Origin of the sequence: Tenacibaculum agarivorans, assembly GCF_001936575.1 — a bacterium.
In the GTDB taxonomy this organism is placed as follows: Bacteria; Bacteroidota; Bacteroidia; order Flavobacteriales; family Flavobacteriaceae; genus Polaribacter; species Polaribacter agarivorans.
Map to the genome: position 1 here is coordinate 41,578 of NZ_MSMP01000022.1, position 17,098 is coordinate 58,675.

Here is a 17,098-nt window from a genome sequence, read left to right on the forward strand (position 1 = left end):
CAGTATGTCTAAAACATTCTCAGATTTAGGTTTAAAGCAGCCTATAAATGATGCTTTAATAGATTTAGGTTATGAAAACCCAACTTTAATACAAGAAAAAGCAATTCCTCAAATCCTTTCTTCCGACGAAGATTTAAAAGCTTTTGCACAGACAGGTACAGGTAAAACAGCAGCTTTTAGTTTACCAATAGTTGAGTTAGCAAATGAAAATGATAAAAACACTCAGGCTATAATTTTATCACCTACGCGCGAATTAGCTGTACAAATAGGAAAAAACATTGAAGATTTTTCTAAGTACATCCCAAATTTAAAGGTTACAACCGTTTATGGTGGTGCCAATATTGAGCAACAAATACGACAATTAAAAAAGGGAGTTCAAATAGTTGTTGGTACACCGGGTAGAACTGTTGATCTAATAAGACGAAAAGCTTTAAAATTAAGCAATACCAAATGGTTGGTATTAGATGAAGCTGATGAAATGTTGAATATGGGATTCAAAGACGAACTTGATCAAGTTCTTGAAGCGACTCCAGATACGAAGCAAACTTTATTATTCTCTGCAACTTTTCCTAGAGAAGTAGAAGCTATTGCAAAAAATTACATGCATAATCCTGTTGAAATTACTTCAGGACAAAAAAATCAAGGTTCAGATAATGTAACTCACGAATTTTATCAAGTTACTGAAAAAACAAGATATGCAGCACTGAAAAGAATAGCTGATGTTAACCCAAATATTTATGCTATTGTTTTTTGTAGAACCAGAAGAGAAACTCAAGAAATTGCAGATAAGTTAATTCAAGACGGATATAATGCTGATTCATTACATGGTGATTTGTCACAAGCTCAACGTGATGCTGTTATGGATAAATTCCGTAAAAAGAATATACAAATGTTAGTAGCTACTGATGTTGCTGCTAGAGGATTAGATGTTAACAATCTTACCCACGTAATTAATCATAAACTACCAGACCAAATCGAAAATTACAACCATAGAAGTGGTAGAACTGGTAGAGCTGGTAACAAAGGAGTTTCTATAGCTTTAGTAAATAGAAAAGAAAAAGGAAAATTACATCCTATAGAACGTACTTTAAAGAAGAAGTTTATCAAAACTGCTATTCCTACAGGAAAGGAGATTTGTGAAATACAACTTTTTCACTTGATTGATAAAATTCATAAATCAGAAGTGAATACTTCAGAAATTGATAGCTTTTTACCAAGTATATATGAGAAATTAAATGATTTTTCTAGAGAAGAGCTAATTCAAAAATTTGTATCACTAGAGTTTAATTCATTTTTATCATATTACGAAAATGCACCTGATTTAAATAATATCTCTTCTAGAGATAGAGAGGGTGGTTCGTCAGGTAGATCTTCTCGTGAAAATATGACCAGATTCTTTATTAATTTAGGTAGGAAAGATAAATTAAACCCTCCAAAATTAATGGGCTTAATCAATGAACAAGGAATTAATAAAAATGTAGAAATAGGAGCTATTGATATTTTAGATACCTTTTCATTCTTTGAAATTGACCGTGAGTTCGAATCATTTACTTTAGAAGCTTTTGAATCCAATTCTCCAGAATTTAATGGTAGAAGAGTGAATATAGAAATTACCAAAGAACGTAAAGATAGAAAACGCTCTAGAAGAAGAGGAGGACATTCTTCAAATAAAGGAGGATTTGGTAGAGTTAGAAATCAAAATAACTCATCTTCCGATAGAAGAAGAAATAATAATAGAGGTAGAAAACCTAGAAGATAAATAAAAAAAGAGTCGTTTTAAAACGACTCTTTTTTTATTCTAAGTAAAATTTTATTTGAAATACTTATTTCTAATTCAGGTTATATGTTAAACCTATTTGGAAAAAATCGAATCTAGTGCTAACTTCAAAGTCAGTGATACCATCGAAAACACTTTCTTTAAACCTATCATTTAGCCCCACACTATACCTTGTTGTTAAAGATAAATCTTCAACAATACGAAACGCAGCTCCAAATGCTAAACCTACTCCAAATTTATTTAACACATCTTGCTCATCATCCAAAACAAAGTCAAATATAGGTCCTGCTTGAACATTAAATCTTTCCAATACTGAATACTTAAATAGCATCGGAAAAAGTATAGATTCAGTAGCTTGTCCTTGGTTATGCGATTGTGCAAATTGTATTTCAGGCTGAAATGCTAATTTATTCGCTACATTTATATCTACATAAAAACCAACATAAAAACCTGATAGTCCTTCAGAACCACTTCCAGGAAGACCTTCAACACTAGCAGAAAGTATAAAATTGTGGTACCCTGCAGATACTCCATAAGACGTTTGAGATAAACCTTTAAAAGTTGATAATAAAACAATAGAAAATAATAAGAATAGCTTCTTCATAATTATACAATTTAATTTTGGAGCAAGATATTAAATAAAAAAGGTACAAACCAAATGCTTGTACCTTTTTTATTTTATTACGTGTAGAAAACTTATTTTGCTACGTTTACAGCTCTTGTTTCTCTAATTACTGTAACTTTAACTTGACCTGGATACGTCATATCATTTTGTATCTTTTGAGAAATATTAAATGATAACTCAGCAGCTTTCTCATCATTTACTTTTGTACTCTCCACCATTACTCTTAATTCTCTACCTGCTTGAATTGCAAATGCTTTTTGAACACCGTTAAATCCAAAAGCAATATCCTCTAAATCTCTTAATCTTTGGATATAACTATCTAACACCTGACGTCGTGCTCCTGGACGTGCTCCAGAAATAGCATCACAAACCTGAACAATTGGAGCTATTAAACTCTTCATTTCAATTTCATCATGGTGAGCTCCAATCGCATTACATACATCTTTCTTTTCACCATATTTTTCTGCCCATTGCATCCCTAGTAAAGCGTGTGGTAATTCACTCTCTGTATCAGGCACTTTACCAATATCATGAAGTAAACCAGCTCTTTTAGCAGCTTTGGCATTTAGTCCCATTTCTGCAGCCATTATACCACATAAATTAGCAACTTCTCTAGAGTGTTGTAGTAAGTTTTGTCCATATGATGAACGATACTTCATTCTTCCTACAGTTTTAATCAATTCTGGATGTAAACCATGAATTCCTAAATCTATAACAGTACGCTTACCAACCTCTATAATTTCTTGATTGATTTGTTTTTCTGTCTTTCGAACAATCTCTTCAATTCTAGCAGGGTGAATTCTACCATCCGTTACTAGCTTATGCATAGATAAACGAGCTATTTCTCTTCTAACAGGATCAAAACAAGATAAAATAATTGCTTCTGGCGTATCATCTACTATAATTTCTACTCCGGTAGCCGCTTCTAATGCTCTAATATTTCTACCTTCCCTACCAATTATACGCCCTTTAACATCATCAGACTCTAAATTAAATACTGAAACACAATTTTCAATAGCTTGCTCTACCCCTACTCTTTGTATAGTATTTAACACAACTTTTCTAGCTTCTTGTTGTGCTGTCATTTTTGCTTCTTCAACAGTCTCTTGAATAAAACTCATAGCGTCAGATTTAGCTTCTTCTTTTAGAGAAGCTACTAATTCCGTTTTTGCTTCATCAGCAGAAAAACCAGAAATCTGTTCAAGCATATCTACATGGCGTTTATGTAGTTTTTCTACTTCTGATTCTCTTTTATCTAAAAAGTCTAATTTATAATCAAAATCAGCACTTTTCTTTTCTAAAGATTGTGATAGTTTTTTATTTTTATCTAATTCGGAAGAAACTCTAGACTCTTTATCTCTGATTCTTTTTTCAACATCAGACATTTTTTTCTCCCTAGCTAAAATTACTTTTTCATGCTCTGCTTTTAACTCAATGAATTTTTCCTTTGCTTGTAATATTTTGTCTTTTTTGATTGCTTCAGCTTCTACTTTAGCCTCTTTTAATATATTCCTAGCTTCTTTATTCGTTTCTTTTAGTAATTTATTAGCCTTTGTTTTTTCTAACATTTTCGCTACAACAAAGCCTACTATAATTCCAACAACACCAACCAATATTGGTATAACTAAATCTTCCATGTCAATGATTTGAATAAATTCCTTTATTTGATTTAAAAAAAAAGCCCACATTAGTAGTGGTGTTTTATAAACTCCTGAAAAACAGGTTTAGAACTAACTGGTTGATCAAGAATCCGAATAATCGGCGCGCTTTACTAACCAAGACTCATTCTTTTTAAAAGTATAGTGTTGAGTTTATTAAACTATAATACTAATGTAGGCAGTATGTTTATTATTATGTAATGAACTTATTTTAAATGATGATCTAACAAACTTGTTAGTTCACTTAATGTATTTGTTATTTTTACCGACTCATCTGATGCTTTAAGAGCATTAATCTCTAATTTTGATGCAAATTGCAAAGCACACATAGCTAAAACATCTTGTTTATCAGCAACTGCATAGCTTTGTTCGAAACTTAAAATTAAATCGTTAATGCTTTTCGCTGCTTTTCGCATTCCCTCTTCTTCTTGTTCTGAAGCCACTATTAATGGATAGGTTCTACCAGCTATTACTACGTTAACTTTTAATTTTTCCATTTAAAAGAACTTTACGAATTCAAGAGTGTAATACATTTATCAATCTCTCGAATTAAAGCATTTATTTTGAGTTTAGTATTTCTCGTATCTTCATTACTGCCTTCCATAGTCTTGGCAACTTTTAAAAGTTCAAATTGTTTTTTTTGATCATCTATCTGTTGCTCCTTTTCACTTAATAAAATTTGTAACTTCCCATTCTGCTGAAGCAAAATCTCATTTTCTTCCTTTAGAAATTCATATCTAGAAAGCAACTCTTTCAACTTAACTTCCAATAGATGAATTGCTTCTAATGTATTATTCATTTACTAGTGAAAATAAACTATTTCAACAAAATTAACAATCTCTTTTAACAATTACAACTCTTTATTGCTTTTTTATCAATTATACTCATTTTCAAACACATACAATTCTGGTATAATTTTAGTACTTTCGTTTACAAATTGACGTGTCTTGAAACATTTTTTTATTTTATTTTTAGCTTTAAGTATCCAGCTGAGCTATGCTCAAAAAAAATATCCTCAAAGTTATTTTGCTAATCCTATGGATATTCCAATAGTTGTTGCTGGAACTTTTGGAGAATTACGAAGCAATCATTTTCATTCAGGAATTGATATTAAAACTCAGCAAAAAGAAGGTATCCCTATTTTAGCTCCGGCTAATGGATATGTTTACAGAATTAAAGTAGCACAATATGGATTTGGAAAAGTACTTTATGTTAAGCACCCAAGCGGCTATATGACTGTTTTTGCACACTTGCAAAGATTTGCTCCTAAAATACAGAAGTACGTTAAAAATATTCAGTACAATAAAAAGAGTTATTACACAGGGAATTTATTTCCTGAAGCAGAAAAATTTCCTGTAAAAAAAGGTGAAGTTATAGCATATTCTGGTGATACAGGAAGTTCTGGCGGTCCGCACTTACATTATGAAATACGCAACTCTAAAACTGATAAGATTATAAATCCAATGCATTTTGGATTAGTTGCTGCCGATACTAGACACCCTATTATAGAGAAATTAATGGCATTTCCATTAGATTCGGATTCTAGAATTAATAATTCTTATCAGAAAACTACTATTCCAATCAAAAAACTATCTAAAGGAAAATATGTCGCTGAACGATTCAATGCTAGTGGTAGTATCGGTTTAGGTATTAGTACTTTTGATAGACAAGATGGGGCTATGAACAGAAATGGAATTTATAGTTTAGAAATGAATGTGAATGGAAAAAGAGTATACTACCATGATGTAGAAACTTTTTCTTTTGCTGAAAGTAAATACATCAACCTTTTAATTGATTATGAACAATATGGTAAATACAAAACTCGTTTTCAAAAAACACATAAAGTAGAAAAAAATAAACTCAGCTTATATCAGGATTTGATTGATGATGGAAAATTAACTATTCAACCTCAAGAAAATTATAATGTTGAAATTATTGCCAAAGATTTTGAAGGCAACGCTTCAGTCTTACGAATTCCAATTAAAGGAGTTGCAAGTAATCAAATATTTATAGAAAAAGACACTACAGCACATAAAATCACTGCTAGTCAATTCAATAAGTTTGAACAAAACGGAGTATCCATAGCTTTTCCTAAAAATTCATTTTATTATGATACTTATCTTGATTTTGAAGTAAAGAATGATACTGCTAAAATTCATGAACCAGTTATCCCTTTAGATAAAAAATTTACGCTCACATTTGATACTTCAACACTTTCATCTAAAGAAAAACAACAAGTTTATATCGCTAATGTGAACAATAAAAAGTATCCTAAGTATGTTAGGACTAAGAAAAAGGAAAATAAAGTATATACAAATCAAAAGACTTTAGGAAGTTATACATTAAAGTTAGATTCTATTTTACCTACAGTTACTCCTGTTAATTTTTCAGGTGAACAATGGATTTCTAAAAATAAAACCCTGAAAGTTAAAATAAAAGATAGCGAGTCTGGAATTAAAGATTTTAGAGGATATATAGATAATAGCTGGGTTTTAATGGAGTATAATCATAAAAAAGGAATTTTAACTTATGATTTTTCCGATAAAAAATTGGTTGGTAGCAAACATATTTTTAAAATTGTAGTTTCAGATAATGTTGGTAATACAAAAGAATATACTTCAACATTTTATCGTAAACCATAATAAATCATTTTGAAAAAACTTTTACTTCTCATTCTGTTCCCCACATTGATATTTGCTCAGAAAATGTCAACTGTCAAAGGAAAAATTATCAATAAATTTAAAGATCCTATTGAAGGTGTAGCTATTTCTTATTTGGAAAAAGGTACTATTACTGATAAAAACGGAAATTATGAATTTCAAATTCCAATTCGTAAAACTATTACTGTTACCTTCTCGCATGTATCTTATAAAACAGTTACCAAAAAATTTACTACCCGAGGTAAAAGAACTATTAACTACTCTCCTACTCTTACGATAAAAAATGAGAACTTAGAAGAAGTAATTATTAAAAACAGGAAAAAGGAAGTAAAAGGGATTACTGAAATTGATGTTAAAACTGTTCAAACGGCTGTTGGAGCTAATGCTGGAGTAGAAAATGTTTTGATGACTTTGCCTGGTGTAAGCAATAACAATGAGCTAAGTACACAATATAATGTAAGAGGTGGTAATTTTGATGAGAATTTAGTGTATGTAAACGGAATTGAGATATATAGGCCTTTTCTGATTCGTTCTGGACAACAAGAAGGATTAAGTTTTATAAATCCACATCTGGTACAAAATATTGATTTTTCAGCAGGTGGATTCCAAGCTAGATATGGTGATAAGTTATCTTCTGTTTTAGATATTACCTACAGGAAACCTAAAGAATTTCAAACTCAAGTAGATTTAAGCTTATTAGGTGCTAGTTTAACTGTTGAAGATTTATTACTTAATAATAAGTTAAGTGCTACATTCAGTGCCAGACATAGAGATAATAGTTTACTAGTTAATAATAAAGAAACTGAAGTAGACTTTCAACCTAATTTCACAGACTTACAAACGTATCTATCTTATAAATTAAGCTCTAAAATGAATCTTAACTTTTTAGGTAACTTTTCTTTAAATAATTACAATTATAAGCCTTTAGTAAGAAGAACTCGTTTTGGAACTGTTGTAAATACAGTAGAACTTGCTATATTTTATAACGGACAAGAAAGGGATCGTTTTCAAACCCTTTTTGGAGCATTCTCTTTGGATTATAAACCTACCGATAATTTAACTATTACCACTACGGTTTCTTCATTCAATACACAAGAAGAAGAACGTTTTGATATTGCTGCTGCATATAGATTAGGTGAAGTAAATACTAATATTGGTGATGAAAATTTTGGAGAAGCTGAATTTACTCAAGGCATTGGTTCACAAATTAATCATGCTAGAAATGATTTAGATGCTTTAATTAGTAATGCGCAAATACGCGCAGTACTAAAAGATAATAATAATGAATGGCGAGCAGGATTTAAAATTCAAACTGAGAATATTAAAGATAGAGTTCGCGAGTGGGAAATTATAGATAGTGTTGGTTTTTCAATTAGACCTCCTGCTACTAATATTATAAATGAAGAACCTTATGCTCCTTTTACTGGACCAATAGAACCATTTCAGAGTGTAAGAGCGGAAAATGAAGTTAATATAAGTAGAGTATCTGGTTATTTACAATTTAGTAGAAAAACATATTGGAGAGACAATCAAATTTGGTTTAATCTTGGTGTAAGAGCTCAACATTGGTCTGTCAATACTTTAGAAAACTCCCCTGTAGCACAATTTATTGTGAGTCCTAGAGCACAATTGGCAATAAAGCCAGATTGGGAAAAAGATATGTTATTTAGAATCTCTGGTGGATTTTACTCACAACCTCCATTTTACCGAGAGTTAAGAGGTTTTGATGGAAAACTAAATCCAAATGTAAAAGCTCAAAAATCTATACATGCTGTATTAGGTAACGACTACAGTTTTACCTTATGGAATAGACCTTTTAAATTAACTACAGAATTATATTATAAAGATTTAAGTGATGTTAATGCATATCAGGTTGATAATGTTCGTATTCGATATAGAGCAGATAATATTACTAAAGCGTATGCCTATGGATTAGATGTTCGTCTTAATGGTGAATTTGTTCCTGGTAGTGAAAGTTGGGTGAGTTTTGGTTATCTTAAAACTGAAGAGAACATCAATAATCGAGGCTATATTGCTAGACCAACTGATCAACGAGTTAAGTTTGGAGTTCTTTTTCAAGATTATGTACCTAATTTACCTGATTTAAAAGCATATTTAAATATTGTATACAATTCTGGTTTACCTGGTGGAGCACCTGCTTATGCTGATCCATATGAATTTCAAGGAAGACTAAGAGATTACAGACGTGCTGATTTAGGGGTATCTTATGTTTTTGTAGATGCAAATAAAAAATCAACTAGTGGAATGCTTAGTCATTTTAAGGAATTTACAGCTGGTATTGAGCTTTTTAATATGTTTGATATACAAAATTCTATTACCAATACTTGGGTTAGAGATGTATTCAGCAGCACTCAATTTGGTGTTCCTAATTTTATGACTGGCAGGGTTTTAAACCTTAAACTTAGAATGAAGTTTTAGCCATTTTTATTGATAAATATTAAGCATTTATGATCAAAAAAGCAACTATACTGGAAAACACAAAGATTTACGAATCAAGTTCTACTGATTCTAATGTTATCGGTGAATTAAATTTGGGCGATTTTGTGAACTGGGTTGATGCTACATTTAAGAATAGTATACTATGGTTAATTATTGAAATATCACCAGATAAAACAGGTTACATCGATTATGAAAATGCCTGTAAATGGGAAAAGTGCCAATTAAGAAATACATCAATTATAATGTATGATGATAATTTCAATGAGATTAAGCGACTACAAAAAGGAAATACTGTATATAGAATATATCCTACAAAACAAAAAAAAGACTACACGCCTGAATCAAATATTGCCATGATAGCTGATGAAAATCTGAATATTGGAAGATTAAAATATGCTAGTTTAAAAACTAAATTCGGCGGAGATGATCTAGCCTCTATTCTTGCTATGGTTATTGCAACTATCCTCTGTTTATTAGTTATTTATTGGGCTATAGTAACTATGATATTAGGGGGACGCATATTTTTTGGAGGATTGGTAGTAACTGCAGTTGTAGTGCTTTGGAAATTCTTATTTTCTTTTATCGCAATTATATTTGGTGCTATTAAATTATTTCTTCAACAAATAAAATCAAAAACACTTCATTAAATCATATGGTATTTAATAAGTTAACAATCTTATTTTAATGTAAATTCAACAATTACATTAAACCTATTAACGTTATTAAATTGATAAAACATCTATGAATTTCATATGTAAATAGTTTCTTTTTGCAGTTGATCTTTGATTTCACTGAATTCAGTGAATTAAATGATTCTTTTTGTCTATAGTTTTGTAACTCATTCAGAATTAACACTATTAATTATGTTTTGAATGATTTACAACAAAAGACAACAAACCAAAAACTATAAAATGAAATTCCAATACATTATATTCTTTTTTGCGCTATTAATATTTTCATGCAAAAAACAAGAATCAAAAAAGATAGCTTCAAATATCAAAACTATCACATCAAACATTCCTTTTGAAAATAGAGCATATACGGTTACCGCTTCTTCAGAATTAACAGGTAAATCTGATGGTCAATATGCACCTGAAAATGCTTTTGATAATGATATCACTACTGCTTGGGTTGAAGGTAACGAAGGAGATGGAACAAATGAATGGATTCAAATTACGTTCCTTAAAACACAACTTATAAAGGATATGACTATTCATAACGGATATCAAAAATCTAAAGAGACTTATGAAAGGAATAATCGTATGAGCTCATTTACTCTATATATAAATGGAAAGAAAACATTAATTCATTCATTAGATCATGAAATTGAAAAATCTAAAACTCTACAATTAAATCAATTTGTAAAAACATTAAAGATTCGAGTAAATGATATAGAAAAAGGTAGTCAGTATGCTGACTTATGTATCTCTGATATTGAGTTTAATTTTGCAGATTCTACATTCAAAAATTTTATTCAAGATACTATTATACCAAAGCAATCGGATAAAAAAATAGCTTTTCAATTTAAAGAAACTCCAAATCGTGGGTATGTTCTTGATAAAAATATGTTGTTTAATGATGTACTATTAACTTCAAGTGAAGCACAAAAAGTAGCTCTGTTTGAACATTCTGATTATATAGATTTTCATGCTGAAGAAGTATTAAATTCTGATACTTCTTTTCCTTTTCATATGGTTAGAATTTATTTACAAAGCGAATATGATTTTGATACTTACCTTCATTTTATTCCAAAATATAATCTGGTTACTAACAAAAATATTTTCCATGAATCTGCTGCAAGCAGTGATGGGGGTTTTAGCTATAAAAAAATGAGTTTTGTAGACTTGAATAAAGATTCTTATAACGATATTCAATTCACAGGTGGAGATTGTGAATATCCTGATAACTGTAAAGGCTTTAAAAATGAAGTTGTAGGAGTAAGTAAACGACTACCAAACTATACATATACCATCAACTTCAGATAATATTTGAAGTTGATGTCTGGAAACATTTTGCTTTTAAACTTTACTTTTTTCTTATAGTTTTAATAAGTTTGACAAATAAGAGGCTTAAAGAATATAAAACCATTAGGTCTACTCTTATAGTATAATTAAGTTTCTTATTTACGAGCTCTATTGTTAACTATGGTAAAAAAAATAACTCCTAAAGCTAATGAAGTATATTTTATAAAAGAATATACACTATTTCATATTTTGGAGGGAAATGGTACTATAGAGGTTGACTTTAAAAACTATTTGAACTGGGATGATAAATTAATTTTTCTTGAAAAAGGACAGTATATTAAGTTCTCTTCTGATTCTTTTGTTGTAAGAAAAATTGAATTCGACAATGAAATTTTATTCCAGAATCAAGATGTTCGAATTTTATTTAAACATTTAGTCTCTCTTGGATATATTGACTACTTGGAATGTAAAGATTGTCAGGAGTACTTACAAAATACATTATTTACTTCCCCAAAAGATATCATAGATATTTCAATTAATCAATGGTATTGGCAAAATCCTTTTAATGCTGATAAAAAAGAGTATCAAATTATTTTTGATATTAAAGAAGTAATCGATCAAGAATTTAAAAATCATCTTTCTGTTCAAGAATTGATTCAAAAGATAAGTAAAAACAATAACAACATTAATTATTTACTTAAAAACAAAATTGGAATTACGGTAAAGAAGCTAGAAACTAAAAAACGTTTAATAGAAGATCAAAAACTTATAGCGTTTACGGATAGTTCCATCAAACAAATTGCTTATGAACAAGGTTATAAAGATGTTGCTTATTTCAACAAAAACTTCAAAAAGAACACAGGAATTACGCCTAGTGAGTTCCGTGATCAAATAGGATATCAACTTGATGATCATTTCGAAAATGATCTTTTTAAACTGATTCAAGAATATCATACTTCCGAAAAAAAACTCTCTTTTTATGCAGATCAAATGCATATTTCTGAAAAAACATTAGCTCAAAAAGTACGTCAAAAGTTGCATACATCTATGGGACAATTGATACGATATGAAATCATTCGAACTTCAAAAGAAATGTTACTAGATGGTGAAAAAATTAAAACTGTTGCTTACTTTTTAGGTTTTGATGAGGCTAACCATTTCTCTTCATTTTTTAAACATCATACTACACTTACCCCTACACAATTTTTAAAAAAGTACAATAAGTAGCTCCTTTTTTGTACCCTCTACCTTTTCCTTCTGATTGATCTTTGTATCAGAATTACAAACCTATTTAATTTTTTTTAAAATGAATATTAAAGATCAAGTACAACGTATGGATAATATGGTATCTCAAGGAGATATTGTAAACGCAGTGAAAACTTTTTTTGCAGAAAATGCTACTACTTCGGATTATGAAAACTCAACTACAAATACTAAAAATGAAATGGTTGAAAAAATGGAAGGCTTTTTAGGTGCAATTGCAAATGTTAATGGTATAACACATCACCAAACTATAGTTGATGGTCAAAATTCTGTCTCAGAATTCACTTTTGATTTCAATATGAAAGATGGTTCAAAAATTTACTGGCATGAAATTATTCAACGTCAGTGGAATGATCAAGGTCAAGTTATCAAAGAAGAATATTTCAATGCAAATTAAAAATTAATTATTATGAAATTTGTTACTAAAAGAATTCACGCATTTTTAGATTACCCAGTTGCTATAGCACTAATAGCATTACCCTTTCTATTCGGATTAGGACAAACCAATAATCTTGCTTTATGGATTTCAGTACTCACAGGTATTGCAGCTTTTATTTTAACTGTTCTAACAGATCATCATTTAGGCATTATTAAAATAGTATCCTATAAACTTCATTTAACTGTTGACTTTATTGTAGGACTCACATTTGTATTAGTTCCTTTTCTTCTTTCTTTTAAAGGCATTGACGCCTACTATTACTGGATTAATGGAGTCACTGTACTTTTAGTTGTAAGCGCTCACAAACCACAAACAAGTATTTAATAACTCAAATTATAAACTACAAACATCATGAAAATTTTAAAATCGTTAACAATTATTGCTCTTTTTTTAGTGAGTATGTCAACATTTAGCCAAGATAAAAAGGCTAACAATATCGATAATAGTAATATCGCGCTTCAAGGCTATAGCCCTGTCTCTTATCTCGATTTAAATTTAGCACAAAGAGGCAATAAAAATTATAAATCTACTCATGAAGGTGTTGTATACTATTTCACCTCTACTGAACAAAAAGCTAGTTTTGATAAAAATCCTAAAAAGTATTTACCACAGTATGGAGGATACTGCGCATTTGGTACTTATGCAGGAGCTAAGTTTAGAGTTGATCCAAACAAATTCTTAGTACACAATGGCAAATATTACCTTTTTCTTAATAACGTAGAATTAGATGCTAAACAACTATGGTTAAAAGAAAACAATAATAAAAAGTTGGTAAAAGTTGCCAATACCAATTGGAAAAAGCTAAAAAACACTTACAATTAAGTTAATTAATGCTCCAATTCAAAAAGAGGTTTAAAAGATGTCTTCTCAGATGATATTTTTTAGACCTCTTCTTTTTAGTCATTTTTTTTTAAAACTATGTCATAAAAGTAATACTGCAGGTTGTTAGTATTTTTTACATTTAAAGCGAACCAAATTACTAACTATACATCATATGCGATTATTTCAATATTCGTTGTTATGCATTCTCATGTTTTCTTCTTTCTGGGCATGCAAAGATTCAACTGTACACCAAATGGAAATTACTAATAACTGGAGTTTTAAAAAAGTGCAAGATTCTACTTGGAAACCTGCTACAGTTCCTGGAACAGTACATACAGATTTATTGGCCATTAAAGAAATTGAAAATCCTTTTTACAGATTAAATGAACATGATGTTCAGTGGATTGATAAAAGTGATTGGGAATACAAAACTAATTTTAACATCTCCAATGACGTATTTGATAGAGAAAATATTGATTTACTTTTTGATGGAATTGACACCTATGGTAAAATTTACCTCAATGATAAAGAGATCTTAGTTACAGACAATATGTTCCGTGAATATGAAGTCAATGTAAAACCTTTTGTCAATAAAGGAGAAAATGAATTAAGGATTGTATTAGAATCTCCTATCAAAAAAGGAATTGAGAAATATGATGCTATTGACTATCAAATTACAGTTTCAGATAATGATCTTGCTAAAATAGGACAAGTTGAAGGTGAAAAAAAAGTCAGTATTTTTTCTAGAAAGGCTGGTTATCATTTTGGATGGGACTGGGGTCCTCGCCTAGTTACCTCTGGAATATGGAGGTCTGTTAAACTAAAGAGCTGGAATACTTTTAAAATTGAAGATGCCTTTATCCGTCAAAAAAGTATTGAAGAAAAAGCAAACTTAACTGCACAATTGGAAATTAACTGTACACAATCTGTTGAAAACGCTACCATTGAAATTTATGTTGGTGAGCAGCTTGTAAAAACGGAAAACAAAGTATTAACTACTGGAGAGAATCAAATTCAAATTCCTTTTGAAATTGAAAATCCAGTTTTATGGTGGCCTAACGGTATGGGAGATCAACATTTATATAATGTATCTGTAAAAGTAAAAGGTAAAAAGCATATAGATACTATACAGCATAGAATTGGACTACGTACTGTAGAATTAGTTACAGAAAAAGATTCTATAGGAAGTTCTTTTTATTTTAAAGTCAATGGATATCCTACTTTTATGAAAGGAGCTAATTATATTCCTCAAGATATTTTCCTGCCGAGAGTTAAACAATCAAACTACGAACATATTTTAAATTCTGCCAAAGAAGCCAATATGAATATGATCAGAGTTTGGGGTGGTGGTGTTTATGAAAGTAAAGAATTTTACGATTTATGTGATGAAAAAGGATTGTTAGTTTGGCAAGATTTTATGTTTGCTTGCGCCATGTATCCTGGAGATAAAGATTATTTAGAAAGTGTGAAACAGGAAGCTATAGACAATGTAAAACGATTACGAAATCATACCTCTATTGCTTTATGGTGTGGAAACAACGAAGTTTTATCTGCTTGGGAGCGTTGGGGATGGAAACAACAAGTAACAGAAAAACAGTCTGAAAAAGCTGCTAATACTATTTGGAAAGCTTATACTGATATATTCCATAAAGTGCTACCTGAAGTAGTTAATGAATATGATTCAGACCGAAAATACTGGGCTTCTTCTCCAAGTAGTGAATTGGGTGTTCCAGAATCACATACCGATGGAGATGCTCATTATTGGGGTGTTTGGTGGGGAAAAGAACCATTTGAAAATTACAATGTGAAAATTCCACGATTCATGTCTGAGTTTGGTTTTCAATCTTTTCCAGATATATCAACCGTTAATAAGTATGCTACTGTAGAAGATCATGATATTTTTTCTGAAGTAATGAAATCGCATCAACGCTCTAGTATTGGTAATGGTACTATTGAAGAGTACATGTTAAGACATTATAAAAAACCTAAGGACTTTGAAAGTTTCTTGTATGTAAGCCATTTATTGCAAGCCTATGGAATCACTACTGGTATAGAAGCACATCGAAAAAATAGGTATCGCTGCATGGGATCGTTATACTGGCAAATTAACGATTGTTGGCCAGTGGCATCTTGGTCTAGTATCGATTATTATGGAAAGTGGAAAGCGTTACATTATGGAGTAAAAAAATCATTTAAGAAAACTATCATTTCTTTTGACAAGAAAGAGGATCAAATTAAGTTGTACGTAGCAACAGATGCGCTCAAAAATGAAAATGCAAAACTTACAATTAGCTTATTAGATTTTGAAGGTAAAGAGCTACAAAAATGGAATAAAGACATTACTATTGAAGCTAATCAATCTAAGTTATATACTACATTGTCACAAAAAGAACTTGATGTACATAAAAATCAATTCAATAATTCATTTTTGAAGGCTACATTAGAAAGTAATGGACAAATAATCGATGAAAAATTACATTTCTTACTTCCTTTTAAAGAATTAATATTACCTAATCCTGAGTTGACCTATGATATTACAGAAAATGAAAGTCAATTCATTATTAAACTAAATAGTAAAAATTTAGCTATCGGTGTTTATGCTTCTGGAGATTTTGATGCTAATTTCTCTGATAATTATTTTACCATGACACCAAACTCTGAAAAGACTATTTATCTTTCTAAAGAAAAGGTTACTACAATCAAAGATTTAAAAGATAAACTGAAAATTATAAGTTTAGTAGATAGTTATAATTCAGATGACAGTATTTAAACTAAAATATATTGTATAGACATACATATTATAAATATTGATATCCAATATGTTGATAAAATAAGTATTTCTGCTGTTTTAAATTCTTTTATAAACTTATCATAAGCGATAATAGCATCAGAAAAAGTAAATAAAACAGATCCAAAACCTAACATATAAAAAACAAGCCTATTCTCTACAAAGGATAGGCTTATTGCTTGCCAATTCATAATAATAATGGCTAAAAAATATAACGCTACTGGAATAGCGAGTTCTTTTAAAGAAGGATATAAAAATCTATAGTATACAATGCCCATACTTAATAGCATAACAAGTATTATTATCTCTTTATATTGAAACCCAAATAAGGAGGTAAATGCATATGTAAAAATAATATGTGCTAGTAAAAACGCACCTAAACCATAGACAAACCATTCTTTTTTAAGTAATAAAATATCCCCTAAAAGAGAGAAAAATAATCCAATACTTACAATCCATCCATAGATTGCTCCTGTATTTACATACAATGAAAGGATAATAATTAAGATGGTAGTTAATGGTTTGAATACATTAAAAAGAGGACTATTTTGTTGTCGAAAATAGATAGCTAGTATAGCTGAAATACTAATGACTATTGAAAAAACAGTAATTATCATAATAATTATAAGGAGTATTTTAAAA

15 protein-coding genes and 1 other RNA gene are annotated in these 17,098 nt (G+C 29.9%); 10 read left to right on the top strand and 6 right to left on the bottom strand.

What is annotated here, in order from left to right; all coding sequences use genetic code 11:
- The first annotated feature begins 4 nt into the window (after positions 1 to 4).
- On the top strand, positions 5 to 1,759 hold the full coding sequence (locus BVC87_RS15975) for a DEAD/DEAH box helicase (protein ID WP_075343405.1): 1,755 nt from the start codon (positions 5 to 7) through the stop codon (positions 1,757 to 1,759).
- 70 nt (positions 1,760 to 1,829) lie between these two features.
- On the opposite strand, the gene BVC87_RS15980 is transcribed toward BVC87_RS15975, so the two are convergent.
- From BVC87_RS15980 to BVC87_RS16000, 5 genes are all read right to left on the bottom strand, one after another.
- Positions 1,830 to 2,381 (bottom strand): outer membrane beta-barrel protein, encoded by a 552-nt coding sequence (locus tag BVC87_RS15980; RefSeq protein ID WP_075343406.1) that lies wholly within the window; start codon positions 2,379 to 2,381, stop codon positions 1,830 to 1,832.
- Positions 2,382 to 2,473: 92 nt separating this feature from the next.
- The gene (gene rny, locus BVC87_RS15985; RefSeq protein ID WP_075343426.1) at positions 2,474 to 4,039 is read right to left on the bottom strand and encodes a ribonuclease Y; all 1,566 of its coding nucleotides are present in this window, start codon (positions 4,037 to 4,039) and stop codon (positions 2,474 to 2,476) included.
- Positions 4,040 to 4,107: 68 nt separating this feature from the next.
- A non-coding RNA gene (gene ssrS, locus BVC87_RS15990) (6S RNA) lies at positions 4,108 to 4,213 on the bottom strand.
- A gap of 53 nt (positions 4,214 to 4,266) precedes the next feature.
- Positions 4,267 to 4,557, bottom strand: coding sequence for a cell division protein ZapA (locus BVC87_RS15995; protein ID WP_075343407.1), 291 nt, complete (start codon positions 4,555 to 4,557; stop codon positions 4,267 to 4,269).
- Positions 4,558 to 4,568: 11 nt separating this feature from the next.
- Positions 4,569 to 4,859: a hypothetical protein gene (locus BVC87_RS16000; RefSeq protein WP_075343408.1), complete on the bottom strand. Its 291-nt coding sequence runs from the start codon at positions 4,857 to 4,859 to the stop codon at positions 4,569 to 4,571.
- A 148-nt stretch (positions 4,860 to 5,007) separates the two neighbouring features.
- Between BVC87_RS16000 and BVC87_RS16005 the strand changes: the two genes are divergently transcribed.
- The 9 genes from BVC87_RS16005 to BVC87_RS16045 all read left to right on the top strand — a co-directional run bounded on the left by BVC87_RS16005 (position 5,008) and on the right by BVC87_RS16045 (position 16,438).
- On the top strand, positions 5,008 to 6,702 hold the full coding sequence (locus tag BVC87_RS16005) for a M23 family metallopeptidase (protein WP_234974687.1): 1,695 nt from the start codon (positions 5,008 to 5,010) through the stop codon (positions 6,700 to 6,702).
- A 63-nt stretch (positions 6,703 to 6,765) separates the two neighbouring features.
- Positions 6,766 to 9,159, top strand: a complete 2,394-nt coding sequence (locus tag BVC87_RS16010; RefSeq protein ID WP_234974688.1) for a TonB-dependent receptor — start codon at positions 6,766 to 6,768, stop codon at positions 9,157 to 9,159.
- Between the two features lie 29 nt (positions 9,160 to 9,188).
- Positions 9,189 to 9,827 (top strand): hypothetical protein, encoded by a 639-nt coding sequence (locus BVC87_RS16015; protein ID WP_075343410.1) that lies wholly within the window; start codon positions 9,189 to 9,191, stop codon positions 9,825 to 9,827.
- 264 nt (positions 9,828 to 10,091) lie between these two features.
- Positions 10,092 to 11,165: a discoidin domain-containing protein gene (locus tag BVC87_RS16020; RefSeq protein ID WP_075343411.1), complete on the top strand. Its 1,074-nt coding sequence runs from the start codon at positions 10,092 to 10,094 to the stop codon at positions 11,163 to 11,165.
- A 159-nt stretch (positions 11,166 to 11,324) separates the two neighbouring features.
- Positions 11,325 to 12,371, top strand: a complete 1,047-nt coding sequence (locus BVC87_RS16025) for a helix-turn-helix domain-containing protein (RefSeq protein ID WP_075343412.1) — start codon at positions 11,325 to 11,327, stop codon at positions 12,369 to 12,371.
- A 79-nt stretch (positions 12,372 to 12,450) separates the two neighbouring features.
- Complete coding sequence (locus tag BVC87_RS16030) at positions 12,451 to 12,804, top strand: hypothetical protein (RefSeq protein WP_075343428.1); 354 nt, start codon at positions 12,451 to 12,453, stop codon at positions 12,802 to 12,804.
- Positions 12,805 to 12,816: 12 nt separating this feature from the next.
- A complete protein-coding gene (locus BVC87_RS16035) occupies positions 12,817 to 13,170 on the top strand; it encodes an SPW repeat domain-containing protein (protein ID WP_200799204.1) in 354 nt (117 codons plus the stop codon).
- Between the two features lie 27 nt (positions 13,171 to 13,197).
- Positions 13,198 to 13,668: a YHS domain-containing (seleno)protein gene (locus tag BVC87_RS16040; protein WP_075343414.1), complete on the top strand. Its 471-nt coding sequence runs from the start codon at positions 13,198 to 13,200 to the stop codon at positions 13,666 to 13,668.
- Positions 13,669 to 13,921: 253 nt separating this feature from the next.
- Positions 13,922 to 16,438 carry a beta-mannosidase gene (locus tag BVC87_RS16045; protein ID WP_234974689.1) on the top strand — a complete coding sequence of 839 codons (2,517 nt, stop codon included), beginning with the start codon at positions 13,922 to 13,924 and terminating at the stop codon, positions 16,436 to 16,438.
- Here the strand turns inward: BVC87_RS16045 and BVC87_RS16050 are convergent.
- Entirely contained in the window at positions 16,435 to 17,073 is a 639-nt protein-coding gene (locus BVC87_RS16050; RefSeq protein ID WP_075343416.1) for a lysoplasmalogenase, read from the bottom strand. The two genes, BVC87_RS16045 and BVC87_RS16050, sit on opposite strands and share 4 nt — an antisense overlap.
- Positions 17,074 to 17,098 lie beyond the last annotated feature (25 nt).